Annotated in this window: 24 protein-coding genes; 23 read left to right on the top strand and 1 reads right to left on the bottom strand. The window is 70.3% G+C overall.

Features of this window, described 5'->3' with window-relative positions:
- Positions 1 to 92: 92 nt before the first annotated feature.
- The 19 genes from ACN27J_RS23095 (at position 93) to ACN27J_RS23185 (ending at position 20960) form a co-directional block, all read left to right on the top strand.
- Positions 93 to 1364 carry a geranylgeranyl reductase family protein gene (locus ACN27J_RS23095; protein ID WP_421369456.1) on the top strand — a complete coding sequence of 424 codons (1272 nt, stop codon included), beginning with the start codon at positions 93 to 95 and terminating at the stop codon, positions 1362 to 1364.
- 137 nt (positions 1365 to 1501) lie between these two features.
- Positions 1502 to 1867, top strand: a complete 366-nt coding sequence (locus tag ACN27J_RS23100) for an NADH-quinone oxidoreductase subunit A (protein ID WP_123607118.1) — start codon at positions 1502 to 1504, stop codon at positions 1865 to 1867.
- 10 nt (positions 1868 to 1877) lie between these two features.
- The gene (locus ACN27J_RS23105; RefSeq protein ID WP_123607119.1) at positions 1878 to 2555 is read left to right on the top strand and encodes a NuoB/complex I 20 kDa subunit family protein; all 678 of its coding nucleotides are present in this window, start codon (positions 1878 to 1880) and stop codon (positions 2553 to 2555) included.
- Positions 2556 to 2586: 31 nt separating this feature from the next.
- Positions 2587 to 3333 carry an NADH-quinone oxidoreductase subunit C gene (locus ACN27J_RS23110; RefSeq protein WP_123607120.1) on the top strand — a complete coding sequence of 249 codons (747 nt, stop codon included), beginning with the start codon at positions 2587 to 2589 and terminating at the stop codon, positions 3331 to 3333.
- Positions 3330 to 4652 carry an NADH-quinone oxidoreductase subunit D gene (locus ACN27J_RS23115; protein ID WP_282233277.1) on the top strand — a complete coding sequence of 441 codons (1323 nt, stop codon included), beginning with the start codon at positions 3330 to 3332 and terminating at the stop codon, positions 4650 to 4652. Before ACN27J_RS23110 ends, ACN27J_RS23115 begins: the two co-directional genes overlap by 4 nt.
- A complete protein-coding gene (nuoE, locus tag ACN27J_RS23120) occupies positions 4649 to 5647 on the top strand; it encodes an NADH-quinone oxidoreductase subunit NuoE (RefSeq protein WP_421372397.1) in 999 nt (332 codons plus the stop codon). Before ACN27J_RS23115 ends, nuoE begins: the two co-directional genes overlap by 4 nt.
- Positions 5644 to 6996 (top strand): NADH-quinone oxidoreductase subunit NuoF, encoded by a 1353-nt coding sequence (gene nuoF / locus ACN27J_RS23125; protein WP_278173310.1) that lies wholly within the window; start codon positions 5644 to 5646, stop codon positions 6994 to 6996. Before nuoE ends, nuoF begins: the two co-directional genes overlap by 4 nt.
- Complete coding sequence (locus ACN27J_RS23130; protein ID WP_421369458.1) at positions 6996 to 9539, top strand: NADH-quinone oxidoreductase subunit G; 2544 nt, start codon at positions 6996 to 6998, stop codon at positions 9537 to 9539. Before nuoF ends, ACN27J_RS23130 begins: the two co-directional genes overlap by 1 nt.
- Positions 9536 to 10885, top strand: coding sequence for an NADH-quinone oxidoreductase subunit NuoH (nuoH, locus tag ACN27J_RS23135; RefSeq protein WP_281552096.1), 1350 nt, complete (start codon positions 9536 to 9538; stop codon positions 10883 to 10885). Before ACN27J_RS23130 ends, nuoH begins: the two co-directional genes overlap by 4 nt.
- A 1-nt stretch (position 10886) precedes the next feature.
- Positions 10887 to 11480, top strand: coding sequence for an NADH-quinone oxidoreductase subunit NuoI (nuoI, locus tag ACN27J_RS23140; protein WP_421369460.1), 594 nt, complete (start codon positions 10887 to 10889; stop codon positions 11478 to 11480).
- Positions 11477 to 12232, top strand: a complete 756-nt coding sequence (locus ACN27J_RS23145) for an NADH-quinone oxidoreductase subunit J (protein ID WP_421369462.1) — start codon at positions 11477 to 11479, stop codon at positions 12230 to 12232. The genes nuoI and ACN27J_RS23145 overlap by 4 nt, the downstream gene beginning before the upstream one ends.
- A complete protein-coding gene (gene nuoK / locus ACN27J_RS23150) occupies positions 12229 to 12528 on the top strand; it encodes an NADH-quinone oxidoreductase subunit NuoK (protein WP_123607128.1) in 300 nt (99 codons plus the stop codon). Before ACN27J_RS23145 ends, nuoK begins: the two co-directional genes overlap by 4 nt.
- 12 nt (positions 12529 to 12540) lie before the next feature.
- A complete protein-coding gene (gene nuoL / locus ACN27J_RS23155) occupies positions 12541 to 14460 on the top strand; it encodes an NADH-quinone oxidoreductase subunit L (protein WP_421369464.1) in 1920 nt (639 codons plus the stop codon).
- A complete protein-coding gene (locus ACN27J_RS23160; protein WP_123607130.1) occupies positions 14457 to 15992 on the top strand; it encodes an NADH-quinone oxidoreductase subunit M in 1536 nt (511 codons plus the stop codon). Before nuoL ends, ACN27J_RS23160 begins: the two co-directional genes overlap by 4 nt.
- Entirely contained in the window at positions 15989 to 17545 is a 1557-nt protein-coding gene (gene nuoN / locus ACN27J_RS23165) for an NADH-quinone oxidoreductase subunit NuoN (RefSeq protein ID WP_278173321.1), read from the top strand. Before ACN27J_RS23160 ends, nuoN begins: the two co-directional genes overlap by 4 nt.
- 45 nt (positions 17546 to 17590) lie before the next feature.
- Positions 17591 to 18649, top strand: coding sequence for a polyprenyl synthetase family protein (locus tag ACN27J_RS23170; protein ID WP_421369467.1), 1059 nt, complete (start codon positions 17591 to 17593; stop codon positions 18647 to 18649).
- Positions 18650 to 18892: 243 nt separating this feature from the next.
- On the top strand, positions 18893 to 19687 hold the full coding sequence (locus ACN27J_RS23175) for an IclR family transcriptional regulator (protein WP_278173323.1): 795 nt from the start codon (positions 18893 to 18895) through the stop codon (positions 19685 to 19687).
- 92 nt (positions 19688 to 19779) lie between these two features.
- Positions 19780 to 20274: a sigma-70 family RNA polymerase sigma factor gene (locus ACN27J_RS23180; RefSeq protein WP_233606748.1), complete on the top strand. Its 495-nt coding sequence runs from the start codon at positions 19780 to 19782 to the stop codon at positions 20272 to 20274.
- Positions 20271 to 20960 (top strand): anti-sigma factor family protein, encoded by a 690-nt coding sequence (locus ACN27J_RS23185; protein ID WP_421369470.1) that lies wholly within the window; start codon positions 20271 to 20273, stop codon positions 20958 to 20960. The genes ACN27J_RS23180 and ACN27J_RS23185 overlap by 4 nt, the downstream gene beginning before the upstream one ends.
- A gap of 100 nt (positions 20961 to 21060) precedes the next feature.
- Here ACN27J_RS23185 and ACN27J_RS23190 read toward each other — a convergent pair whose 3' ends face one another.
- The gene (locus tag ACN27J_RS23190) at positions 21061 to 21447 is read right to left on the bottom strand and encodes a phage holin family protein (RefSeq protein ID WP_421369472.1); all 387 of its coding nucleotides are present in this window, start codon (positions 21445 to 21447) and stop codon (positions 21061 to 21063) included.
- A 381-nt stretch (positions 21448 to 21828) separates the two neighbouring features.
- On the opposite strand from ACN27J_RS23190, the gene ACN27J_RS23195 reads away from it, so the two are divergent.
- The 4 genes from ACN27J_RS23195 to ACN27J_RS23210 all read left to right on the top strand — a co-directional run bounded on the left by ACN27J_RS23195 (position 21829) and on the right by ACN27J_RS23210 (position 24998).
- The gene (locus ACN27J_RS23195; protein ID WP_282233287.1) at positions 21829 to 22146 is read left to right on the top strand and encodes a WXG100 family type VII secretion target; all 318 of its coding nucleotides are present in this window, start codon (positions 21829 to 21831) and stop codon (positions 22144 to 22146) included.
- A 114-nt stretch (positions 22147 to 22260) separates the two neighbouring features.
- Positions 22261 to 22554, top strand: a complete 294-nt coding sequence (locus ACN27J_RS23200) for a WXG100 family type VII secretion target (RefSeq protein WP_278174719.1) — start codon at positions 22261 to 22263, stop codon at positions 22552 to 22554.
- 144 nt (positions 22555 to 22698) lie between these two features.
- Positions 22699 to 24636 (top strand): SseB family protein, encoded by a 1938-nt coding sequence (locus ACN27J_RS23205; RefSeq protein ID WP_421369475.1) that lies wholly within the window; start codon positions 22699 to 22701, stop codon positions 24634 to 24636.
- Entirely contained in the window at positions 24633 to 24998 is a 366-nt protein-coding gene (locus ACN27J_RS23210) for a hypothetical protein (protein WP_123604350.1), read from the top strand. The genes ACN27J_RS23205 and ACN27J_RS23210 overlap by 4 nt, the downstream gene beginning before the upstream one ends.

Genomic DNA, 24998 nt, shown 5'->3' on the forward strand with positions numbered 1-24998 from the left:
CCGATTGCCGCCCTGTTAACGGTTCTAGACTCACCTGCGAGACGGCTTGTGAAGCATTTCACGAGCGACTGGGAGGCGAACGGGAGGTGGCTGTGAGCGAGACCGAAGCCGATGTGATCGTCGTCGGGGCGGGCCCCGGTGGTTCCGCGACCGCCTTCCACCTCGCCCGGCACGGCGTACGGGTACTCCTGCTGGAGAAGACCACCTTTCCCCGGGAGAAGGTCTGCGGTGACGGGCTCACGCCGCGCGCCGTCAAGCAGTTGATCAAGCTGGGCGTCGACACCTCGCCCGAGGCCGGCTGGCTGCACAACCGCGGCCTGCGGGTGATCGGCGGCGGCATCCGGCTGGAGCTCGACTGGCCCGACCTGGCCAGCTTCCCCAACTACGGCCTGGTCCGCACCCGACTGGACTTCGACGACCTGCTGGCGAAGCAGGCGGTCGAGGCGGGAGCGGTGCTGCACACCAACACCAACGTGGTGGCTCCGGTGCTGGACGCCACCGGGCGGGCGATCGGCGTGACCGCCGAGGTCGGCCCGGACAAGCAGCCGGCCACCTTCCATGCCCCGTTGATCGTCGCCGCGGACGGGGTCTCCGGCCGGTTCCCGCTCGCCATGGGGCTGGCCAAGCGCGAGGACCGGCCGATCGGAGTCGCGGTCCGGCGGTACTACCGGTCGCCGGTGCGGCACCGGGACGAGTACCTGGAGTCCTGGCTGGAGCTGCGCAGCCGGGAGGGCGGCGAGAAACTGCTGCCCGGCTACGGCTGGATCTTCGGCATGGGTGACGGCCGGGTCAATGTCGGCCTGGGTGTGCTCAACTCGTCCAGCGCCTTCGGCAAGACCAACTACCGGCGGATGCTGACCGACTGGCTGGGCAGCACGCCACCGGACTGGGGGCTGGCCGACGAGGCCAACGCCGACGGCCCGATCCTCGGCGCGGCCCTGCCGATGGGCTTCAACCGGGTTCCGCACTACACCCGGGGAGTCCTGCTGGTCGGTGACTCCGGCGGTATGGTCAACCCGTTCAACGGCGAAGGCATCGCGTACGCGATGGAGTCCGGTGAGCTGGCCGCCGAGGTGGCGGTGCAGGCGTTGGCCCGGCCGGCCGGCGTCGACCGGGAGCGGGCGCTGGCGCACTACCCGAACGAGCTGAAGGCCCGCTACGGGGGCTACTACCGGCTCGGGAACATCTTCGTGAAGATGATCGGCAACCCACAAATCATGCGAATCGCCACCAAGCACGGCATGCCGCATCCGACACTGATGCGGTTCGTGCTGAAGCTGCTGGCGAACCTGACCGATCCACGTGGCGGGGACGCGATGGACCGGATGATCAACGCGATGACCAAGGTGGCTCCGGCCGTGTGACGCCGCCGGCAGCACCCCGGGCCGTCGGCCCACCGCAGTAGTCGCCAGGATGGGGCAACGACGCCCGGTCCCGGCGGGAGACATCACGGATCGCTGGAAACTGACCGCGGGCAGGGAAGGACGAGCAGGAGAAGCCCATGTCGCTCTCGCCTTACATACCCATCGTCGGGGTCTTCGCCCTCGCCTCGGCCTTCGCGCTGTTCTCGGTGGCGGCCGCCCGGCTGGCCGGGCCGCTGCGCTACAACCGGGCCAAGCTCGAAGCGTACGAGTGTGGGATCGAGCCCAGCCCGGAGCCGGTCGGCGGCGGTCGGATCCCGATCAAGTTCTATCTGACCGCGATGATGTTCATCATCTTCGACATCGAGATCATCTTCCTGATCCCGTGGGCGGTCTCGCTGGACCCGCTCGGCGCGTTCGGCTACGTCGCGGTCTCGCTGTTCATCGTCGCCGTCTCGGTCGCCTATGTGTACGAGTGGCGGCGCGGCGGGCTCGACTGGGACTGACGGAGGAACCATGGGAATCGAGGAGAAACTCCCCGCCGGCGTACTGCTCACCTCGGTGGAGAAGCTGGTCAACTGGTCCCGCAAGACCTCCGTCTGGGGGGCGACCTTCGGCCTGGCCTGCTGCGCGATCGAGATGATGGCGGCCGGTGCCCCGCACTACGACATGGGTCGCTGGGGCATGGAGGTGTTCCGGGCCTCGCCCCGGCAGGCCGACCTGATGATCGTCGCCGGCCGGGTCAGCCAGAAGATGGCCCCGGTGCTGCGGCAGATCTACGACCAGATGGCCGAGCCCCGCTGGGTGCTGTCGATGGGGGTCTGCGCCTCCAGCGGCGGCATGTTCAACAACTACGCCATCGTGCAGGGCGTGGACCACGTGGTGCCGGTCGACATGTACCTGCCCGGCTGCCCGCCCCGTCCGGAGATGCTCATCGACGCGGTTCTCAAGCTGCGCGAGAAGATCGGCCACGAGCCGCTCGGCCCGAACGGCCGCAAGATGCTGGAGGCCCGCCGGGCCCGCGGTGACGTGCCGGTGGTCGCGCCCGGGGCGATGCCGTCGTCGTACCGCTCCGACAAGGCCCGCCGGGCCGAGTGGGAGCAGGCCGTCCGGGAAGGCCGCGAGGAGCAGCTGCGGATCGAGAACTGGATGAAGGCCCAGAACCACCTGCACGCCCGGGAGCGGCTGAAGTGATTCCCGCGTCGACCAGCGAAAGGACGATCCAGTGACCGGGCCGACCAACGCGCCCAGTGAGCAGCCGGGCGGTGGCGTACCCGCCGCCGCCCCGCCGGTCGGGGCGACCAGCGGCGCGCCGGCCGAGTTCCCACCGGCCAGCGGGGCCGGCCGGGGAATGTTCGGCATCCAGGGCTCCGGCGACACGTCCGGCTTCGGCGGCCTGGTTCGTCGCCGGTCCAGCGTGGCCGGCAGCGAACGGCCGTACGGCGGCTACTTCGACGAGGTGTGCGACGCCCTCGAGGAGGCGTACCCGGCCTTCGCCGACGCGATCGAGAAGGTCGTGGTCGACCGGGGTGAGCTGACCCTGCACATCAAGCCGGAGCGGATCGCCGAGGTCTGCCGGGTGATGCGCGACGACGAGGCGCTGCGCTTCGAGCTCTGCTCCTCGGTGTCCGGGGCGGACTACCTGGGTGCCGACGAGCGTCGGCTGCACGTCGTCTACCAGCTGACCTCGATGACCTACCGGCGTCGGGTCCGGCTGGAGGCGGCGGTCACCGCCGAGGATCCGCACCTGCCGAGCGTCACCGCCGTCTACCCGACCGCCGACTGGCAGGAACGGGAGACGTACGACATGTTCGGCGTGGTCTTCGACGGCCACCCGGCGCTGACCCGGATCCTGATGCCGGACGACTGGGAGGGCCACCCGCAGCGTAAGGACTACCCGCTGGGCGGCGTCCCGGTGGAGTACAAGGGCGCCGAGATCCCACCGCCGGACAAGCGGAGGAGCTACCAATGACGGCCGGATACGCAACCGAACGCGAGACCGACGAGGGCAAGGTCTTCACCGTCACCGGTGGCGACTGGGACACCGTGGTCGGCGGTACGGACCCGCTCACCGACGAGCGGATCATCGTCAACATGGGGCCGCAGCACCCGTCCACCCACGGGGTGCTGCGGCTGGTGCTGGAGCTGGAGGGGGAGACCGTCCGGGAGGCCCGGACGGTCGTCGGCTACCTGCACACCGGGATCGAGAAGAACCTCGAGTACCGCAACTGGGTGCAGGGCACCACGTTCGTCACCCGGATGGACTACCTGGCGCCGATCTTCAACGAGACGGCGTACAGCCTGGCGGTGGAGAAGCTGCTCGGGATCACCGACGACGTCACCGAGCGGGCGAACACCATCCGGGTGCTGATGATGGAGCTCAACCGGATCTCCTCGCACCTGATCTGGCTGGGCACCACCGGCCTGGAACTCGGCGCGATCTCGATCATGCTGTACTGCTTCCGGGAGCGCGAGTACATCCTGGAGATCTTCGAGCTGGTCTCCGGGCTGCGGATGAACATGGCCTACGTGCGGCCCGGCGGGGTCGCCCAGGACGTGCCGGACGAGGCGATCGCCAAGATCCGCGAGTTCCTCAAGGTGATGCCGAAGCGGCTCAAGGAGTACGAGGACCTGCTCTCCGGGCAGCCGATCTGGCTGGAGCGGACGCAGAACGTCGCAGTGCTCGACGTCACCGGCTGCCTCGCGCTGGGCGTCACCGGGCCGGTGCTGCGCTCCGCCGGGCTGGCCTGGGACCTGCGCAAGACCATGCCGTACTGCGGCTACGAGGACTACGAGTTCGACGTGCCGACCACGCCGACCGCCGACGTCTGGGGCCGCTACCTGGTCCGGATGGCCGAGATGCGCGAGTCGCTGAAGATCATCGAGCAGGCGTTGGACCGGCTCAAGCCCGGTCCGATCATGGTCGCCGACAAGAAGATCGCCTGGCCGGCGCAGCTGGCCATCGGCGTGGACGGCATGGGCAACTCGCTGGAGCACGTCGCCAAGATCATGGGTCAGTCGATGGAGTCGCTGATCCACCACTTCAAGCTGGTGACCGAGGGCTTCCGGGTGCCGCCCGGCCAGGTGTACGTCGGCATCGAGTCGCCCCGCGGCGAGTTGGGCGTGCACGCCGTCTCCGACGGCGGGACCAGGCCGTACCGGGTGCACTACCGCGAACCGAGCTTCGTCAACCTCCAGGCGATCCCGGCCATGGCCGAGGGCGGGCTGCTCGCCGACGTGATCGCCGGGGGCGCCTCGTTGGACCCCGTGATGGGTGGGTGTGACCGCTGATGGGCTTCAGTCAGGAAACGCACGACCGGGCCCGGGAGATCATCGCCCGCTACCCGGCGGACCGCTCCCGGTCGGCACTGCTGCCGCTGCTGCACCTGGTGCAGTCCGAGGAGGGCTACGTCTCGCCGGCCGGCGTCGAGTTCTGCGCCGAAGCGCTGGGCATCAACAAGGCCCAGGTCAGCGCGGTCGCCACCTTCTACACCATGTACAAGCGCCGGCCCACCGGTGACTGGCTGGTCAGCGTCTGCACCAACACGATGTGCGACGTGCTCGGCGGCCAGCGGGTCTACGACGCGCTCAGCGAGCACCTCGGTGTCGGCCACGAGGAGACCACCGCCGACGGCACCATCACCCTGGAGCACGCCGAGTGCCTGGCCGCCTGCGACTACGGCCCGGTGATGACGGTCAACTACGACTTCTTCGACAAGGTCGACCCGGACATCGCGCTCGGCGTCGTCGCCGAGCTGCAGTCCGGCGGCCGCCCGGCACCCACCCGGGGTGCCCGGCTGTGCACGCTGAAGGAGATGTCGCTGCAGCTGGCCGGCTTCTCCGACACCCGCGAGGGCGCGGTCGCCGACGGACCGGCCGGCGACCCCACGCTGCGCGGCCTGCGGCTGGCCCAGCAGCACGGCGTCTCGGTCGCCGGCTTCGACCCGAACACGCCGATCAGCGGCGACGCCCCCGCCCCGGCACCCAGCCGGCCGGCACCGGCGGCGACCGGCAGCACCGCCCCGGACGTCAAGGCACCACAGGCCAAGTCGCCGGAGATCCGGGCCGCCGAGACCCGCGCCCCGGACGCGAAGACCCCGGCCCCGGACGCCCCCGGCACCACGGTGCCGACCGACCGGGCCGAGCCGGACAGCGACGCCGAGGCCGCCGAGTCGGCCGGCGCCGCCGCCAACCCGCCCGCCGGTGACGCCAAACCGGCCGGCGACAACTCGCAGCCACAGCGCGGGTCGCTGCGGGACGCGCGCAGCGAGGAGGGCACCCGATGACCCAGCCGCGACCGGAAACCCTGCAGAAGCTGACCCCGGTGCTGACCAAGCGTTGGCTGTCACCGGACGCCTGGAAGATCGACGTCTACCAGCAGCTCGACGGCTACGCCGCGCTGCGCAAGGTGCTGACCGGTACGCCGGACGGCCGGGGCCGCGACGCCGACCCGGTGCACCCGGACGACCTGATCAAGCTGATCAAGGACTCCGGGCTGCGCGGCCGGGGCGGGGCCGGCTTCCCCACCGGCCTCAAGTGGGGGTTCATCCCACAGGGCGACGGCAAGCCGCACTACCTGGTGGTCAACGCCGACGAGGGCGAGCCGGGCACCTGCAAGGACCTGCCGCTGATGATGTACGACCCGCACTCGCTGGTCGAGGGCGTCATCATCGCCTCGTACGCGATCCGGGCCAGCCGGGCCTACATCTACATCCGGGGTGAGGCGGTGCACGCCGCCCGCCGGCTGCGCAACGCGGTCGACGAGGCGTACCGGGCCGGCTACCTCGGCAAGGACATCCTCGGCTCCGGTTTCGACCTGGACCTGGTGGTGCACAGCGGGGCGGGTGCCTACATCTGCGGCGAGGAGACGGCGCTGCTGGACTCCCTCGAAGGGTTCCGTGGCCAGCCCCGGCTGCGTCCGCCGTTCCCGGCCACCCACGGCCTGTACGCCTGCCCGACGGTGGTCAACAACGTCGGCACCATCTCCAGCGTGCCGTACATCGTGCTCGGTGGCGCCGCCTGGTGGAAGAGCATGGGTACGGAGAAGTCGTCCGGCCCGATGATCTACTCGCTCTCCGGCCGGATCGCCAACCCGGGGCAGTACGAGTGCTCGATGGGCATCACCCTGCGCGAGCTGATCGAGCTGGCCGGCGGGATGCAGCCCGGTCACGAGCTGCGGTTCTGGACGCCCGGCGGTTCGTCGACCCCGCTGCTCACCGCCGAGCACCTGGACGTACCGCTGGACTTCGAAGGGGTGGCCGGCGCCGGCTCGATCCTCGGCACCACCGCCACCCAGATCTTCTCCGACCAGGACTGTCCGGTGTACGCCACCTACCGGTGGCTGGAGTTCTACCACCACGAGTCGTGCGGCAAGTGCACCCCGTGCCGGGAGGGCAACTACTGGATGGTGCGGGTCTTCCGGCGGATCCTCGCCGGTCAGGGCACCCACGAGGACCTGGACACCCTGCTCGACACCTGCGACAACATCCTCGGCCGCTCGTTCTGCGGCCTCGGCGACGGCGCGACCAGCTCGGTGACGTCCTCGCTGAAGTACTTCAAGCAGGACTACCTCGACTACATCGAGGGCCGCACGGCACCGAAGCTGTCGGAGAAAGCATTGGTAGGTGCGCACTAATGGCAGAGGTAGCCAAGACCACCGAGACGGTGACGTTGACCATCGACGGCGTCGAGGTCACCGCGCCCAAGGGCGCCCTGCTGATCCGGGTCGCCGAGAAGCTGGGCATCGAGATCCCCCGGTTCTGCGACCACCCGCTGCTCGCCCCGGCCGGCGCCTGCCGGCAGTGCCTGGTCGACGTGGAGGGGCAGCGCAAACCCGTCGCCTCCTGCACCCAGACCGTCGCCGACGGCATGGTGGTCCGCACTCAGCTCACCTCCGAGGTGGCCAAGAAGGCCCAGCAGGGGATCATGGAGCTGCTGCTGGTCAACCACCCGCTCGACTGCCCGATGTGCGACAAGGGCGGCGAGTGTCCGCTGCAGAACCAGGCGATGTCCACCGGCCGGCCGGACTCCCGGTTCCACGAGCACAAGCGGGAGTACCCGAAGCCCGTCGAGATCTCCACCCAGGTGCTGCTGGACCGCGAGCGCTGCGTGCTCTGCCAGCGCTGCACCCGGTTCTCCGAGGAGATCGCCGGCGACGCCTTCATCGACCTGATGGACCGCTCCTCCGGCGAGCAGATCAACGTCTACCGGGACGAGGCGTTCGGCGCCGAACCGACGCCGGACGGTGAGGGCGACGGCGACGTGCCGTTCAACTCCTACTTCTCCGGCAACACGGTGCAGATCTGCCCGGTCGGCGCGCTCACCGGTGCCCAGTACCGGTTCCGGGCCCGCCCGTTCGACCTGGTCTCCTCGCCGAGCGTCTGTGAGCACTGCTCGGCCGGCTGCGCGCAGCGTACCGACCACCGGCGCGGCAAGGTGATGCGCCGGCTGGCCGGCGACGACCCGGCGGTCAACGAGGAGTGGAACTGCGACAAGGGCCGGTGGGGGTTCCGCTACGCCACCGCCACCGACCGGCTCACCACCCCGCTGGTCCGCGACGCCGGCACCGGTGAGCTGCGGGAGGCGTCCTGGAGCGAGGCCCTGGCGGTCGCCGCCGACGGGCTGCGCAACGCCCGCGACGGGGCGTACGGCGTCGGGGTGCTCACCGGCGGTCGGCTCACCGTCGAGGACGCCTACGCGTACGCCAAGTTCGCCCGGGTGGCGCTGCGCACCAACGACATCGACTTCCGGGCCCGACCGGTCACCGGTGCCGCCGGCTCCACCGAGGAGGCCGACTTCCTGGCCGCCCGGGTGGCCGGTGGCTCCGACGTCACCTACGCCGACATCGAGCGGGCCCCGGTGGTGGTGATCGCCGGGCTGGAGCCGGAGGAGGAGTGCCCGATCCTCTTCCTGCGGCTGCGTAAGGCGTACAGCAAGAAGGGGCTGCGGGTGATCGCCCTGGCCCCGTACCTGAGCCGGGGGCTGGAGAAGCTGGGCGCCACGTTGGTGCCGACCGTGCCCGGCGACGAGGCGCGGCTGCTCACCGAGGACCGCGCGGTCACCGAGGCGCTCGGCCGGTCCGGCGCGATCCTGTTCGTCGGCGAGCGGCTGGCCACCGTACCCGGTGGGTTGTCGACCGCCGGCGCGGTCGCCGAGCGGGCCGGCGCGAAGCTGGCCTGGGTGCCACGACGGGCCGGTGACCGGGGCGCGGTCGACGCAGGCTGCCTGCCGAACCTGCTGCCCGGCGGCCGTCCGGTCGCCGACGCGGCCGCCCGGGCGGAGCTGACCGGGGCCTGGGACATCGGTGCCGGGACCATCCCGTCCGAGCCGGGCCGCGACGTCGACGCGATCGTCGCGGCGACCGCCGCCGGCAAGATCGGCGCGCTGGTCGTCGCCGGGGTCGACCCGGCCGACCTGGCCGACCCGCGGCTCGCCGAGCAGGCCCTCGACGCGGTGCCGTTCCTGGTCAGCCTGGAGATCCGGCACAGCGCGGTGACCCGCCGCGCGGACGTGGTCCTGCCGGTGGCGCCGGCGGTGGAGAAGGCCGGCAGCTACCTCGACTGGGAGGGCCGGCTGCGCACCTTCGAGGCCGTGCTGAACACCACCGCGATGGCCGACTCCCGGGTGCTCGACGCGATCGCCGCCCAGCTCGGTGTCGCACTCGGCACCGGCGAGGTCAACCTGATCCGCCGGGAGCTCGGCGCGCTGCCGGCCACCAAGGCGCAGCGTCCCGGGCTGCCGCTGGTCGACCCGACGGCACCGGCCAGCCCAGGTGCCGGCGAGGCGGTGCTGGCGACCTGGCACCACCTGATCGACCTCGGCACTCTCACCGACGGTGACCCCTACCTGGGTGGCACCGCACGGCCGCCGGTGGTCCGGCTGGCCAAGTCGCTGGCCGGGGCGCTCGGGGTGGCCGACGGGGATCCGGTCACTGTCGGCACCGACCGGGGCGCGGTCACCCTGCCGGCGGCGGTCACCGATCTGCTGCCCGACGGGGTGGTCTGGCTACCGACGAACTCGCCCGGCTCGACGGTGCGCCGCAGCCTCGGCGCGGTCTCCGGCGCACTGGTCAAGGTCAGCGCCGCCACCGGCTCGGACGGCACGGTCGCCGGATCGGACGGCAACGGGCGGATCAGCCACAACGGCGCGACGAACCCGAACCTAGGGGGTCTGCGGTGAACCCACTGGCACAGGAACCGACGCTGTCCGACTTCGGGCTGGACCCCTGGTGGCTGATCCTGATCAAGGTGGTCTTCGCCTTCGTCTTCGGGCTGCTGGGCACCCTGCTCGGGGTCTGGTTCGAGCGGCGGGTGGTCGGCCGGATGCAGGTCCGTCCCGGCCCCAACCAGGCCGGCCCGTTCGGCCTGCTGCAGACCCTGGCCGATGGGCTGAAGATGGCCTTCAAGGAGGACATCCTCCCCAAGGCGTCGGACAAGGTGGTCTACTTCTTCGCCCCGACGATCTCGGTGATCTGTGCGGTCACCGCGCTGTCGGTGATCCCGTTCGGGCCGATGGTGAGCATCTTCGGCACCCAGACCCCACTGCAGGTCACCGACGTGCCGGTGGCGGTGCTGGTGCTGCTGGCCTGCTCGTCGATGGGTGTGTACGGGCTGGTGCTCGGCGGCTGGGCGTCCGGGTCGACGTACCCGCTGCTCGGTGGCCTGCGCTCGACGGCGCAGGTGATCTCGTACGAGATCGCGCTCGGGTTGTCGGTGGTCGGCGTCTTCATGACCGCCGGCACCATGTCGACCAGCGGGATCGTCGCCGCCCAGTCCGGCGGTGACCTGTTCACCTCGATCGGCGGGTTCGACCTGTACGCCCCGGGCTGGTACGCGATCCTGCTGCTGCCCAGCTTCATCATCTTCTTCATCGCCGCGGTGGCGGAGACCAACCGGGCGCCGTTCGACCTGCCCGAGGCGGAGTCCGAGCTGGTCGCCGGCTACATGACCGAGTACAGCTCGCTGAAGTTCGCGCTGTTCATGCTCTCCGAGTACGTCGCCATGGTGACCATGTCGGCGGTGACGGTGACGCTGTTCCTCGGCGGCTGGCGGGCCCCCTGGCCGATCAGCATCTGGGACGGGGCGAACAGCGGCTGGTGGCCGATGCTCTGGTTCATGGGCAAGGTGATCGCGCTGATCTTCGTCTTCGTCTGGCTCCGCGGCACCCTGCCCCGGCTGCGCTACGACCAGTTCATGCGGTTCGGCTGGAAGGTGCTGCTGCCGATCAACCTGGCCTGGATCCTGGCCCTCGGCGGGATCCGGGTGACCAGCGGCTGGGAGCGCAACGACCGGCTGATCGCGATCGGCATCCCGGTCGCCATCCTGCTCGCCGTGGTGATCTTCTGGCCGACGCGCAAGGAGCGGCCGGCGCCGACCCTGCAGGAGCAGGTCGACTCCCGGCCACCGGGCAGCTTCCCGCTGCCCCCGATGGACCTGCAGGTCCCGCCCAGCCCACGGGCCAAGCGGGCGGTAGCCGAACGGGAACCGGCCCAGGTCGGTCCCGCCACCGACGACAAGGAGGTGTGACGTGGGCGCGATCACGGGAACGTTCAAAGGCTTCGGGGTCACCTTCTCCCACATGTTCCGCAAGGTGGTCACCACCGACTACCCGTTCAAGCCGCCGGTGTCCGCGCCGCGCTACCACGGCCGGCACATCCTCAACCGGCACCCGGACGGGCTGGAGAAGTGCATCGGCTGTGAGCTGTGCGCCTGGGCCTGCCCGGCGGATGCGATCTACGTCGAGGGCGGCGACAACACCGAGGAGCAGCGGTTCTCCCCGGGTGAGCGGTACGCCAGCACGTACCAGATCAACTACGCCCGGTGCATCTTCTGCGGGCTGTGCATCGAGGCCTGCCCGACCCGCTCGTTGACCATGAGCAACGAGTACGAGTTGGCCCGCGACTCCCGGCAGGACCTGATCTTCACCAAGGAGCAGCTGCTGGCGCCGCTGCTGCAAGGCATGGAGCAGCCGCCACACCCGATGCGGTTGGGCGACAGCGAGAAGGACTACTACGTCGGCGCGCTGACCAACCCGGGCACCTCGGCGGGCGCCGAACGGGCGCCCTGGTCGGAGCAGGGCACCCAGGACGGCTCGGGGACGACGGGAGAGGGCAAGCCATGACCGAGCTCGCAGCGGAGGTCTCCACCGGGGAGGCGGTGACCTTCTGGATCCTGGCTCCGCTCGCGCTGCTCGGCGCGATCGGCATGGTGTGGGCCCGCAACGCGGTGCACTCGGCGCTCTGGTTGGTGCTGACCATGCTCTGCCTCGGCGTGTTCTACGTCGTGCAGGGCGGGCCGTTCATCGGCCTGGTGCAGATCATCGTCTACACCGGCGCGATCATGATGCTCTTCCTGTTCGTGCTGATGCTGGTCGGCCGGGACGCCTCCGACTCGCTGATCGAGACGCTGCGCGGGCAGCGGATCGCCGCGGTCGCCCTCGGCGTCGGCTTCGCCGCGCTGGTCGGCACCGGGCTGTACCGGGGCCTCGGCGGGGTGCAGGCGGTCGGCCTGGAGCAGGCCAACGCGGACGGCAACGTGCAGGGCATCGCCGCCCTGCTGTTCGGCCGCTACCTGGTCGCGTTCGAGGTGACCGCCGCCCTGCTGACCACCGCCGCGATCGGCGCGCTGATCCTGGCGCACATCGAGAAGCGCAAGGAGGAGCGGCGCGGCCAACCGGAGATGATGCGGGCCCGGTTCGCCCCCGGCAACTACCCCGGCCCGAAGCCGGGTCCGGGTGTCTACGCCACCTCCACCTCGGTGGCCACCCCCGGCCGGCTGCCGGACGGCACGCTCACCGACCGGAGCATCCCGGCGATCCTGCCGACGCGCGAACTCTCGCCCAGCGAGGCCGCCCCGAAGGGGACTGACAAATGACTCCGGACAACTACCTGATCCTGTCGGCGGTGCTGTTCACCATCGGCGCGGTCGGCGTGCTGGTCCGCCGCAACGCGATCGTGCTGTTCATGTGCATCGAACTGATGCTCAACTCCGCGAACCTGGCGCTGGTCACGTTCAGCCGGATCAACGGTGACCTCAACGGTCAGATCATCGCCTTCTTCGTGATGGTCGTGGCGGCAGCCGAGGTGGTCGTGGGGCTCGCCATCATCATGACCATCTTCCGGACTCGGCGCTCGGCGAGCGTCGACGACGCCAACCTGCTGAAGTACTAAAGGGGCCCACACGTGGAATCGACTGTGGAGTACGCCCAGGCCACGGGGCTGCTGAGTAGCGTGTGGCTGCTGGTGGCCATCCCGCTGGCCAGCGCGGCGATCCTGCTGCTGCTCGGCAAGCGCGCCGACAAGTGGGGACACTGGCTCGGGGTGGTCGCCGTCGGGGCGATCTTCGTCCTCGGCCTGACCTACTTCTTCCAGCTACGCGGCCTGGACAACCGGGCGGTCGAGCTGAGCCTGTGGGAGTTCATCGAGGTCGGTGGCCTGTCGGTGGACTTCGGGCTGCTGTTCGACCCGCTGTCGGCGGTCTTCGTGCTGCTGATCACCGGCGTGGGTTTCCTGATCCACGTGTACGCGGTCGAGTACATGTCGCACGACCCGGGACGACGGCGCTTCTTCGCGTACTTCAACCTGTTCGTCGCCGCGATGCTGGTGCTGGTGCTGGGCAACAACTACGTGATGCTGTTCCTCGGCTGGGAGGGCGTCGGTCTGGCGTCGTACCTGCTGATCTCGTTCTGGTACCACCTGCCGGCGGCGGCGACCGCCGGTAAGAAGGCGTTCCTGATGAACCGGGTCGGCGACGCCGGCCTGGTGCTGGCGATCTTCCTGATGTTCGCCACGCTCGGCACCACCCAGTTCGAGGCGGTGTTCACCGGCGCCGGCGCGCTGGCCTCCGGCACCATCCTGGCGATGGGCCTGCTGCTGCTGCTCGGCGCGACCGGCAAGTCCGGTCAGTTCCCGCTGCAGGCGTGGTTGCCGGACGCGATGGAGGGCCCGACCCCGGTCTCGGCGCTGATCCACGCGGCGACGATGGTCACCGCCGGCGTCTACCTGATCGCCCGGTCCAACCCGATCTTCTCGGCCAACCCGACGCTGCAGACCGTGGTGGTCAGCGTCGGCGCGCTCACCCTGCTGATCGGCGCGGTCATCGGCTGCGCCAAGGACGACATCAAGCGGGTGCTGGCCTGGTCGACGGTCTCCCAGATCGGCTACATGTTCCTCGGGGTCGGGCTCGGCGGCGGCGCGTACGCGCTGGCGATCGTGCACCTGCTGGCGCACGGTTTCTTCAAGGCCGGGCTGTTCCTCGGTGCCGGCTCGGTGATGCACGGGATGAAGGACCAGACCGACATCCGGCGGTTCGGCGGCCTGTGGCGGCACATGAAGATCACCTGGGCGACCTTCGGGTTGGCCTGGCTGGCGATCATCGGCATCTGGCCGTTGTCCGGCTACTTCTCCAAGGAGCCGATCATCGCGGCGGCCTTCGAGCGGGAGGACTGGACCGCCTGGCTGTTCGGCGGGGCCGCCCTGCTCGGTGCCGGGCTGACCGCCTTCTACATGACCCGGCTGTTCATCCTCACCTTCCACGGCCCGAAGCGGTGGACCGAAGACATCGACCACCCGCACGAGTCGCCGGCGCTGATGTGGGTGCCGCTGGTCCTGCTCGCGGTCGGGTCGGTCGCCGCCGGCTGGCTGATGTCCACCTCGGTGCCAGAGTGGTTGACCCCGGTGCTGGGCAGCGAGGAGGGCCACCACGAGGCGGTGCTGTCGCACGGCGTGGTCACCATCCTGGCGCTGGTGATCACCGTGCTCGGCGCGCTGCTCGGCTGGCTGCTGTTCCGCAACGGCACCGCCGAGCAGGAGCAGCCGGCCGGGGTGCTGGTCACCGCCGCCCGGCACAACCTCTACACCGACGCGTTCAACCGGGTGGTGTTCGAAAAGCCGGGCATCTTCCTCACCCGGGCGCTGGTCTTCCTCGACAACCGGGGAGTCGACGGCCTGGTCAACGGCCTCGCCGCCGTGATCGGTGGCAGCTCCGGGCGGCTGCGGCGGCTGCAGACCGGCTTCGTGCGCTCGTACGCGATGTCCGTGCTCGCCGGTGCCTTCGTGGTGGTCGCGGCGTTCCTCGCCCTGCAGATGGGATGGCTGGCGTGAACGACTTTCCGTTCCTCTCGGTGCTGACCGTGGCGCCGCTGGTCGGTGCGCTCGTGGTGGCGCTCGTCCCGCGCCGTCAGGGGGAGCTGGCCAAGTGGCTGGCGCTCGGCTGGTCGGTGGCGGTGCTGGTGCTGTCACTGGTGATGTGGTTCGCCTTCACCGTCGGCGGCGACCGGTTCCAGTTCCGTGAGTCCTACCCGTGGATCCCCAACTGGGGGGTGAACTTCACCTTCGCGGCCGACGGCATCGCGCTGGTCATGCTGATGCTGATCGCGGTGCTGGTGCCGTTGGTGATCCTCGCCTCCTGGCACGACGCGGAGGCGTCGAAGCGGTCGGTGCCGGTCTACTTCGGCCTGCTGCTGCTGCTCGAAGGCACGATGATCGGCGTCTTCGCCGCCGCCGACATCTTCCTGTTCTACGTGTTCTTCGAGGTCATGCTGGTGCCGATGTACTTCCTGATCGGCAGCTACGGCGGCCACCAGCGGCAGTACGCGGCGGTGAAGTTCTTCCTCTACTCGCTGGTCGGCGGTCTGTTCATGCTGGCCGCGGTGATCGGGCTGTGGGTGGTCGGCGGGCAGACCTTCGACTGGCAGGCGCTCAGCGAGATCGACATGTCCACCGGCGTGGAACGCTGGCTGTTCCTCGGCTTCTTCGTGGCGTTCGCGATCAAGGCGCCGTTCTTCCCGTTCCACACCTGGCTGCCGGACGCCGGTGGTGCCGCGCCGGCCGGATCGGCCGCGCTGCTGGTCGGCGTGATGGACAAGGTCGGTACGTTCGGCATCCTGCGCTACTGCCTGGGGCTGTTCCCGGAGGCGTCGCAGTGGTTCGCCCCGTGGGCGCTGGCCCTGGCCGTGATCGGCATCATCTACGCGGCCCTGCTGGCGGTCGGTCAGAACGACCTGAAGCGGCTGGTGTCGTACACCTCGATCTCACACTTCGGTTTCATCGGGGTCGGCATCTTCGCGTTCACCACCCAAGCCGGCACCGGCGCGGTGCTCTACATGGTCAACCACGGGCTCGCCACCGGCCTGCTCTTCCTGGTCGTCGGGATGTTCGTGGCCCGGCGCGGCTCCGCACTGATCAGCGACTTCGGCGGGGCCGGCAAGATGGTCCCGGTGCTCGCCGGGGTGTTCTTCTTCGCCGGTCTGGCGTCGCTGGCACTGCCCGGCACCGCGCCGTTCATCTCCGAGTTCCTGGTGCTGATCGGCACCTTCTCGGTGAACAAACCGGTCGCGGTGATCGCCACCCTCGGCATCATTCTGGCTGCGGCGTACGTGCTGTGGATGGTGCAGCGCACCACCCAGGGCACGTTGAACCCGGCGCTGACCACGGTCGACGGCATGAAGCGCGACATCACCCTGCGGGAGAAGGTCGTGGTGGCCCCGCTGATCGCCCTGATCCTGCTGTTCGGCTTCTACCCGAAGCCGTTGACCGACGTCATCAACCCGGCCATCGAGGCGACGTTGTTCGATGACGTCGGCACGTCCGACCCCGCCCCGACCGAGGGCGTAATCCAGGAGGCGGCCCGGTGAGCGAGTTCTCATCCCCCGCGATCGACTACGCGGCTATCTCGCCGATGCTGATCCTGTTCGGCGCGGCGATGATCGGCGTCCTCGTCGAGGCGTTCGTGCCCCGCTCACTGCGTAACCCGGTGCAGCTGGTGCTCGCCCTGGCCAGCATGGTCGGCGCGCTGGTCGCGGTGGTCCTGCAGGGCAGCACCCGGACGGTGACGGCCGGTGAGGCGATCGCGGTCGACGGCCCTACGCTGTTCCTGCAGGGCGCGATCCTGGTGCTCGGCGTGATGGCGATGCTGCTGATCGGTGAGCGGTCGCTGGAGACCGGCGGCGCCTTCGTCGCCCAGGCGGCGATCGTGGTCAACTCGGCCGAGGACCGTAAGCAGGCGGCCGGCCGGTCCGGTGCGACCGAGGTCTACCCGTTGGCGCTGTTCGCCCTCGCCGGCATGCTGCTGTTCGTCGCGGCCAACGACCTGCTGACCATGTTCATCGCCCTGGAGGCGTTCTCGCTGCCGCTGTACCTGCTCTGCGCGCTGGCCCGGCGGCGGCGGCTGCTCAGCCAGGAGGCGGCTCTCAAGTACTTCATGCTGGGCGCCTACTCGTCGGCGTTCTTCCTGTTCGGGCTGGCGCTGACCTACGGCTTCACCTCCGGGGTGGACAGTCCGACCGGGCCCGGGGTCGACTTCGCCACCATCCGGGCGGCGGTGGAGACCTCGCAGTCCAGCCCGGTGCTGTTGTTCGCCGGCATCGCGCTGATCTCGGTCGGCCTGCTGTTCAAGGCGACCGCCGCCCCGTTCCACGTCTGGGCCCCGGACGTCTACCAGGGGGCACCGACACCGGTGACCGGCTTCATGGCCGCCTGCACCAAGGTCGCCGCGTTCGGCGCGCTGCTGCGGGTGCTGCACGTGGCGTTTTACGGCGCGGCGTGGGACTTCACCCCGGTGCTGGGCACGGTGGCCATCCTGACCATGCTGGTCGGGGCGATCCTGGCGGTCACCCAGACCGACATCAAGCGGCTGCTGGCGTACTCGTCGGTGGCCAACGCCGGTTACCTGCTGGTCGGTGTGCTGTCGCTGTCCGCCGAGGGCCTGGCCAGCACGATGTTCTACCTGGTGGCGTACGGCTTCATCGTGCTCGCCGCGTTCGCGGTGGTCACCCTGGTCCGCGACGCCGACGGCGAGGCCACCCACCTGTCCCGCTGGGCGGGGCTGGGCCGACGGTCCCCGGTGTTCGCCGGCATCTTCACCTTCATCCTGCTGGCGTTCGCGGGTATCCCGTTGACCAGCGGTTTCACCAGCAAGTTCGCCGTCTTCGGGGCGGCGGTCGGGGACGGCCAGATCTGGCTGGTGATCGCCGGTGTGGTGACCAGCATGATCCTCGCCTTCCCGTACCTGCGGGTGGTGGTGATGATGTGGCTGAGCGAGCCGAGCGACGCCACCCCGACGGTGGTGATCCCCGGTGCGCTGACCTCGGCGGCGCTGATGATCGGGGTACTGGCCACCCTGCTGCTCGGGGTCGCACCGGGAGCGCTGCTGGATCTGACCAGTAACGCCGCCGAGTTTGTCCGATGAACCACCTCACCCGCCCCCAACCTGGGCCGCCACCGCCGCTGTGGCATGGTTGGGGGTGTGGTGAGGACGGCTGACGGCAGCTCCTTCGCGTCCGGCGCGGGAGCGGTGACCTCGATCGGGATCGACATCGTCGACCCGCAGCTGCAGGCGTCCATCGCCGGGATCCTGGCCGGAGTCGAGGTCGAGCTGCGCGACAGCGTGTTCAGTGCCGACCCGTTCGTCACCGAGGCGGCCCGCCATCTGGTCGAGGCCGGCGGCAAGCGGTTTCGCCCGTTGCTGGTGGCGCTCGGTGCGCACTTCGGCGATCCGGCGGCACCGCTGGTGGTGCCGGCGGCGGTGGTGATGGAGCTGACCCATCTGGCGACGCTCTACCACGACGACGTGATGGATGAGGCACCGGTGCGTCGCGGCGCACCGAGCGCCAACTCGCGGTGGACCAACTCGGTGGCGATCCTGGTCGGGGACTACCTGTTCGCCCGGGCCGCCGACCTCGCCGCGGATCTCGGTATCGAGGCGGTACGGCTGCAGGCCCGCACGTTCGCCCGGCTGGTGCACGGCCAGATCGCCGAGACGGTCGGCCCGCATGGCGGCGAGCCTTCGGTCGGCCACTACCTGCAGGTGATCGGGGACAAGACCGGGTCGTTGATCGCGACGTCCGCGCGGTTCGGCGGGATGTTCGGTGGCGCGGCAGCAGAGCACGTCGAGGCCCTGGCCGGGTACGGCGAGACCATCGGGGTGGCGTTTCAGCTATCCGACGATTTGCTCGACATCGCGTCGGACTCCGCCCAGTCGGGCAAGACACCCGGCACCGACCTGCGCGAAGGGGTGCACACGCTTCCGGTGCTCTACGCGCTCGGCTCGGACGACGGTGACGCCGCCTCCCGACGGTTGCGGGAGATCCTGGCCGCCGGTCCGGTCACCGACGACGACCTGCACGCCGAGGCGCTGGGCCTGCTGCGCGAGTCACCGGCGCTGAAGCGGGCCCGGGAGACGGTGCGCGGCTACGCCGAGGAGGCCCGGTCCCGGCTCGCGCCGCTGCCACCCGGCCCGGCGCGGCAGGCGATGCAGTCGCTGTGCGACTTCATCGCCGACCGGACGAACTAGCCGGGCGGCCGGGGTCCGGTCCTGGTCCGGTCCGGTCGCCCGGGCGGATTTCCGCCGGCCGGCGACGGTACGGGGGCGACGAACGGCACCGCCATTTGCGATGATGTTGCGTTAGCCAATAGCATGAACCGTACGTGTCGGGCGCCACACCGATAGTCGCCACCTGGTGCCCCTGATTCGAAAGGGCATTCCACAGGCGGCTGTCTTTTCATATGGTGTAAGTCCCCGGCGGCGGAGGTGGTTGTGCGCGACCCCTTGGCGGAACCTTCGGACCTCATCCGGAGCGTTTCACGGGCACTGCGTGTGCTCGAAGCGGTCGGACGTGCCCCGCGCGGACTGACCGTCAAACAGATTGCCCGGCGCTGCGAGCTGACCGTGGCGACCACTTACCACCTGGTGCGCACCCTGGCGTACGAGGGCTACGTGATCCGTCGCGAGGACGGCACCTACATCGTCGGCCTCGAGGTGGCGGACCGCTACCGCGAACTGGTCGCCGCGTTCCGCGGCCCGCCAGCGGTCGGTGAGGCGCTGCGCCGTGCAGCGGCGGAGACCGGCTACAGCCACTACCTCGGCCGCTTCGTCGGGTCCCAGGTGGCGGTGACCGCGTCGGCCGACGGGCTGCGCTCGCCGTACCTGGAGGACCTGGTGCCCGGGTTCGACGAGGGGGCACACGCCACCGCACTGGGTAAGGCGCTGCTCGCCACCCTCACTCCCGACCAGCGGTTCCGCTACCTCAAAGAGTTCGGCATGCGGCCGTTCACCTCGGCCACGATCACCACCATCGAGGGCTTCGAAGCCGATCTCGCGGTCGGCGACCGGCGCGGCATGCACCTGGAGATCGGCCAGTACCGGCAGGGCCTCGCCTGCGCCGCGGTGATGGTCAACGCGGACAAGGACGTCGAGCGGCGGGTGGCGATCGCCTGCGCGTTGCCGGCGGCCGAGATGATGACCTCGGCCCGGGTGGTCCGCGCGAAGCTGCTCACCGCCGCCCGGGCGGTCGCCGAGGCGATGACCGGCCCGGAGCATCCGGGCAGCTGAACAGTTTCTCCAGGACCTTGAACCGCCCGGCCGGCGGCTACGTGTCATGAGGCGGAAGGGAAGGGCGCCTCTTGACCGACCAGGATTCACAACTGATGCGCGCGTTGCACGAGGAGCACGGTGACGCGCTCTTCGCCCATGCGCTGCGGCTGGCCGGTGGCGACCGGCAGCGGGCCGAGGACCTGGTCCAGGAGACGCTGCTGCGGGCCTGGCGACATCCCGAGTCGCTGGACCCGGAGCGGGGATCCGTACGGGCCTGGCTGTTCACCACGGCCCGGAACCTCGCGATCGACGCCTGGCGTCGACGCAGTGTCCGGGTCGGCGAGGTGGTCACCGACGAACTGCCGGAACCACCACCGGCGGTGGACGAGGCGGACCGTGCCGTGGAGGCGTGGACCGTCGCCGAAGCTCTCGGCCGGCTCTCCCAACCACACCGGGAAGTGCTGATCGAGTGCTTCTACCGGGGGCGTTCGGTCTCCGAGGCGGCGGCCAGGCTCGGTGTTCCGCCGGGTACCGTTAAGTCACGGACACATTACGCACTGCGCTCGTTGCGGCTGGTGCTGGAGGAGATGGGGGTGACCCAGTGAGGTGTGACTACGCGCACGACGACGGCGCGTACGTCCTGGGTGCCCTGTCACCTGCGGAGCGAGCGGCGTACGAGCATCACCTCGCCGGCTGCCCGAGCTGCCGGCAGGCAGTCGCCGACATCGCGGTGCTGCCCGGACTGCTCGGCCGGCTGGATCCAGCCGGCTTCGAGCAGATCAGCGACCCGCCGTCGACCGAGCCCCGGTTGGCAACCCTGGTTGCCGCGGCGGGCCGGGCCCGCCGCCGGGGCCGGCGGATGCGCCGGTGGCAGACCGCCGGGGCGGCGCTGGCCGCCGCGGGTCTCGCGATCGTGGTCGGCTTCGGGGTCGGCTGGGTGGGGGCCGGCGGTACGCCGGAGACCACGCCCGGCTCCCAGCTTGTCGCGATGCAGCCGGTGGCCTCGCAGTTGCCGATTCACGCCGAGGTGGGTCTGCAGGCGGCGGCCAACGGCACCGAGGTCACCATGCGCTGCTGGTGGGAGCCGACCAACCCGGACGGCCGACCGATGGATTTCGAGCTGGTCGCCTACGACCGGAACGGGGCCAAGCAGCAGGTCGGCTCGTGGGCGGTCAGTCCCGGAGCCGAGATCGTCTTCACCGGGGCGACCCGGTTCGAGCACGACCAACTGGAACGGCTCGAACTGGTCCGTTCCGACGGCGCGGCGATCCTGGCATACCAGGTCGGCTGACCTGGTCGGTTGCCGGTCGGTTCCGGCCCGGCCTGGTTGGCCGGTCAGTCCCGGTCCAGTCTGGTCGGCCGGTCAGTCCCGGTCCAGTCTGGTCGGCCGGTCAGTCCCGGTCCAGGACCAGACCCAGCAGCCAGGTGACCACCCCGACCAGCAGCGCCCCGAGCACGGCGGCCGGCCAGAAACCATCCACCTCGAACGGCAGGTCGAGCTGTCCGGCGATGAATCCGGTCAACAGGAACAGCAGTCCGTTGACGACCACCGCGATCAGCCCGAGGGTCAGCAGGTACAGGCCACACCCGACGGTCTTGACGATCGGCTGCAGCACCGCGTTCACCACGCCGAAGATGACCGACACGAGCAGCAGCGTGACGACCGCCTCGCCGATCGCGTCGGTCTGCAACGTGATGCCCGGAATGATCAGGGTGGCCAGCCAGAACGCCAACGCCGTACTACCCAGGCGGATGAGGAGGCTTTTGAGGAAACCCATCCGGGAATCCTGCCATGCCGACCGCCGGTTGCGGCCCATCGGTCCCGCAGATGCGCCGTCGACGTCCCGGCAGCACCAGTTGCAGTCCCACCAGATGCAGTCCTACCGGTACCCGGCGCGACGGTCGGTCGACCCTGCTGACCGTCCCCCCGGGTTAGCCGCTCGCTGGCTGATTCGTCGCCGGTGCCACCGCAACCGAGCCGTTATCCACAGCGGACGAGGTGGGGCTGCGGCGGCGGGTCGACCCGACTACGGTCGGCGAGGTGACGTTCACCGCCGGCGCGGCGGGGGTGACTGGCCACCGTCCGGCGCGGGAAGCGTCGGCCGGTAGGCACCGGGGTGGTAGGCACCGGCTTGGACCGGGACCGAGAGGGGCACAGCGTGTCGCAGACGCAAGCCGAGTTGGCGATCATGCAGCGGGCGGCCAGCCGTTTCGACCAGGTCGACGAGGAGCTCGACGCGATGCTGCGCGGTCTGCTGCAGCGTTTGGAGGTGCTTCAGCACGCCTGGCGTGGTGCCGGTGGCCGATCCTTCGAGCAGGTCACAGCCGGGTGGGCCAGGGAGCAGGCGGTGTTGCACCGGGCGTTGCGCGAGACGGCCGGAGCGATCCGTACCGCCGGGACGCAGTACCAGGCGACTGACGCTGCGGCGGCGGACCGGGTGACCCGGGCGGGGCGACGGATCGAGCTGCCGCTCTGAGACGGACTGGCAGCCTGCCGGCCAGCTGCTCCAGGGCACGACCTGGCGGGCGGCTGCTCCAGGGGGCACGACCTGGCGGGCGGCACGATGGTACGACACGGAGGAGGTGACCAGGTGGCCGACGGCGAGCTGGTGGTGGATTTCCGAGCGCTGCAACAGGCCAGCGCCGACATCGGGCAGGCGCTGCGTACTCTCGGGTCGCAGTTGCACCAGGTGGAACGGGAGGCTGCGCCACTGGTAGCGACCTGGGAGGGTGCAGCCCGTCAGGCGTACGAGCAACGGCAGGCCCGGTGGCGCGGCGCGGCGCAGAATCTCCAGGCCCTGCTGCGGGAGATCAAGGTCGCCGTCGACGAGTCGGCCGCCGACTATCTGAGCACCGAACGGCGCAACGCGGACCTGTTCCGATGAGTCGAACGGTGTTCCCTCGACTACGCGAAGTGTTTTCTCACATCAGTTGATCTGCAAGGCGTCCGCCGGCCGTTGTGATCGTGGCACCACCTTGTAGGTTGTACCGGACGCGTGTGGCCTGTCCGGTGGAAAGGGGGGTCGGCCGTGACCGATTGGCAACCGGCCACCGAGATCGAGGCCGCGATGCGTGACGCCCTGCTCCGTCAGGACCAGGAGCTCTACTTCCAACTGCTTGCCGGCACCGAGTTGCTGCTCCCGGTTTCGGCTCAGGCCCTGGCCGGCCAGGCCCCGATGGGCTGGGGCACCTGGACGACGAACGGGCGGACCCACGTTCTCGCGTTCACTTCGCCGGTCACCCTGCACGCCTGCCTTGGCGACAGCGGCAGTTCCGCCCGTCGGGTGACGTTTGCGGAGCTGGCCGCCACCTGGCCGAACCTGGAGTGGTGGCTGGCGGTCAACCCGGGTCTGCCGATCGAAGGCTGGCTGCCGGCCTGGTTCGTCGCCCAGTTGGCTCGCGGAGACGCGCGACTGCCGAATCGCGGCGGCCAGTCCGAGGGCCGAGCCGATGCCGCCGCCCGAGCCCGCGCGACCGCCACCGTCCCCGGACCGGCCAGCCATCCCGGCGGTGCCGGGCCGGTCGACGGTGGGCCCGTTGACGGCGGGCCGGCTCTACTGCCGGACCACGGCCGGCATCCCACCTGGTACGCCGCCGAAGCTTCCGCCGCTGCCAGCCCACCGCCGGCACCGGCCGCTCCGGCACCGGCCGCTCCGGCGCCGACCGCTCCGGCTCCGGAAGGTCAGTGGCCGCACCCGGACAACGCGGCCGCCGACCCGGCGCCGCCGACCGTCAGTCCGGTGCCGCCCGGCTCGCCGCCACCGTACGGTTCGACCCGATCCCCGGCCGGTGCGACCGCCGGGCTGTCGGCCGGCGGTCTGCCCCGCCGGGTGCCGACTCCCGCGCCGCCTACCGAAGACCCGGCACCAGCGGCGGAACAGCGCAGCACGGTCGTCGGTCCGGCCACCGAGCCGGCGTCCGGTCCGGCATTCGAGCCAGACGTCGATCCACCGTCCGGTCCGGTGGTCGAGGAGCCACCGTCCGGTCCGGCCTTCGAACCGGCCAACGACGTGGAGCGGGACCTGGTTGCGGCGGCAGGCGGCGGCGGCAGCAACTCGTTCCTGTCCACCCTCCTGCTCGCCAAGGTGCTGCTGCCCGTCTCCGAATCGTCCGTGGCCGGGTCCAGACCCGGCGACGAGGGCTTCACCTGGCGGACCGAGACCGCCGCCGACGGTACGTTCGTCGTGGTGTTCACCTCGCCGGAGCGGATCGCCGATCACTTCGACACCCCGGTCGAGACCGTCGAAGTGAAATTCGTCCAGCTGATCCGCCGCTGGCCGGACCCGCAGTGGTCGTTCGTCATCAACCCCGGCACTCCGGTCGGCGCGAAGCTGCCCGGCACCGAGATCGTCGGCCTGGCCAGCTGGGCGGCCGAAGTCGGGCTGGGAGACGAGGAAGCCGACGTCGAACAGCCGGCCGAACCCCAACCCGGCGCGTCGGCCGCGCCGAAGCCGGCCGTGTCCAGCGGGCCGGACGTCCCGGGGCAGCCGACCACGATGCAGAAGACAGTCGCCGCCAGCCAGGTCGGCTACTACCTGGACCGTGGCTACGACCGGGTGTCGGGGTTCGTGCACCGCGCCGCCGAGGTCGCCCACCTGGACACCCCAGCCAAGCTGTACGCGGCACTCGGGCTCGGCTACGCCGGGTCACCGTTCGCTCCGGACGCCGAGGAGATCTTCGTGCTGCGGTGGCCGGCCTACCGGCCGAGCCTCTACCGGATCCCCTACGGCGGTCAGAACGAGAACGCCATGCGGGCGATGGAAGGCTGGGTGATCGAGCGCCCGCCGTTCCGTGGCAACGGCTTCGCCCCTGGGGAGAGCAGCGACGTCGTAGCCGAGTTCAAGGTCGACGGGATCCGGCTGCCGCACGGCTCGCAGCTGTGGCGGCTCGGCGCGGACGGCACCGGGACGCTCGTCGCCCGGCTGGACGCCGACGAGACCGCCTGGCAGCGGGTCAAGGAGGAATGATGCGCGACGGCTACGTCGCCCGCTGGCAGGGGCAGGAGTACGACGCCAGCCCGGCCGGTGACGAGGTGCGGATCTACCAGCCGACGGAGGGCGAAGGCTTCACCGCGATCCGCTCCGGCCGGTACGTCCGGGTGGTGCCGATGTCCGAGGTCGACGACCTGGCGTACGTGCGTACCACCTGCACCTGGCACGGCCAGCCGTTCGTCGTGCTCGCCAAGCACGACGGCTGGCTGCGGGTCGAGTACACCGGCGGTCGGGCACCGGTCGCCCAGTCGCTCGGGCTGGAGGAGTTCGACTTCGGCGTCTACCAGGGCTGGGCGGCGGCCAACGAGGTGACCGAGCTGCGCGAGCACCGGGTCTGA

The organism is Solwaraspora sp. WMMB762, assembly GCF_049179115.1.
GTDB lineage: Bacteria > Actinomycetota > Actinomycetes > Mycobacteriales > Micromonosporaceae > Micromonospora_E.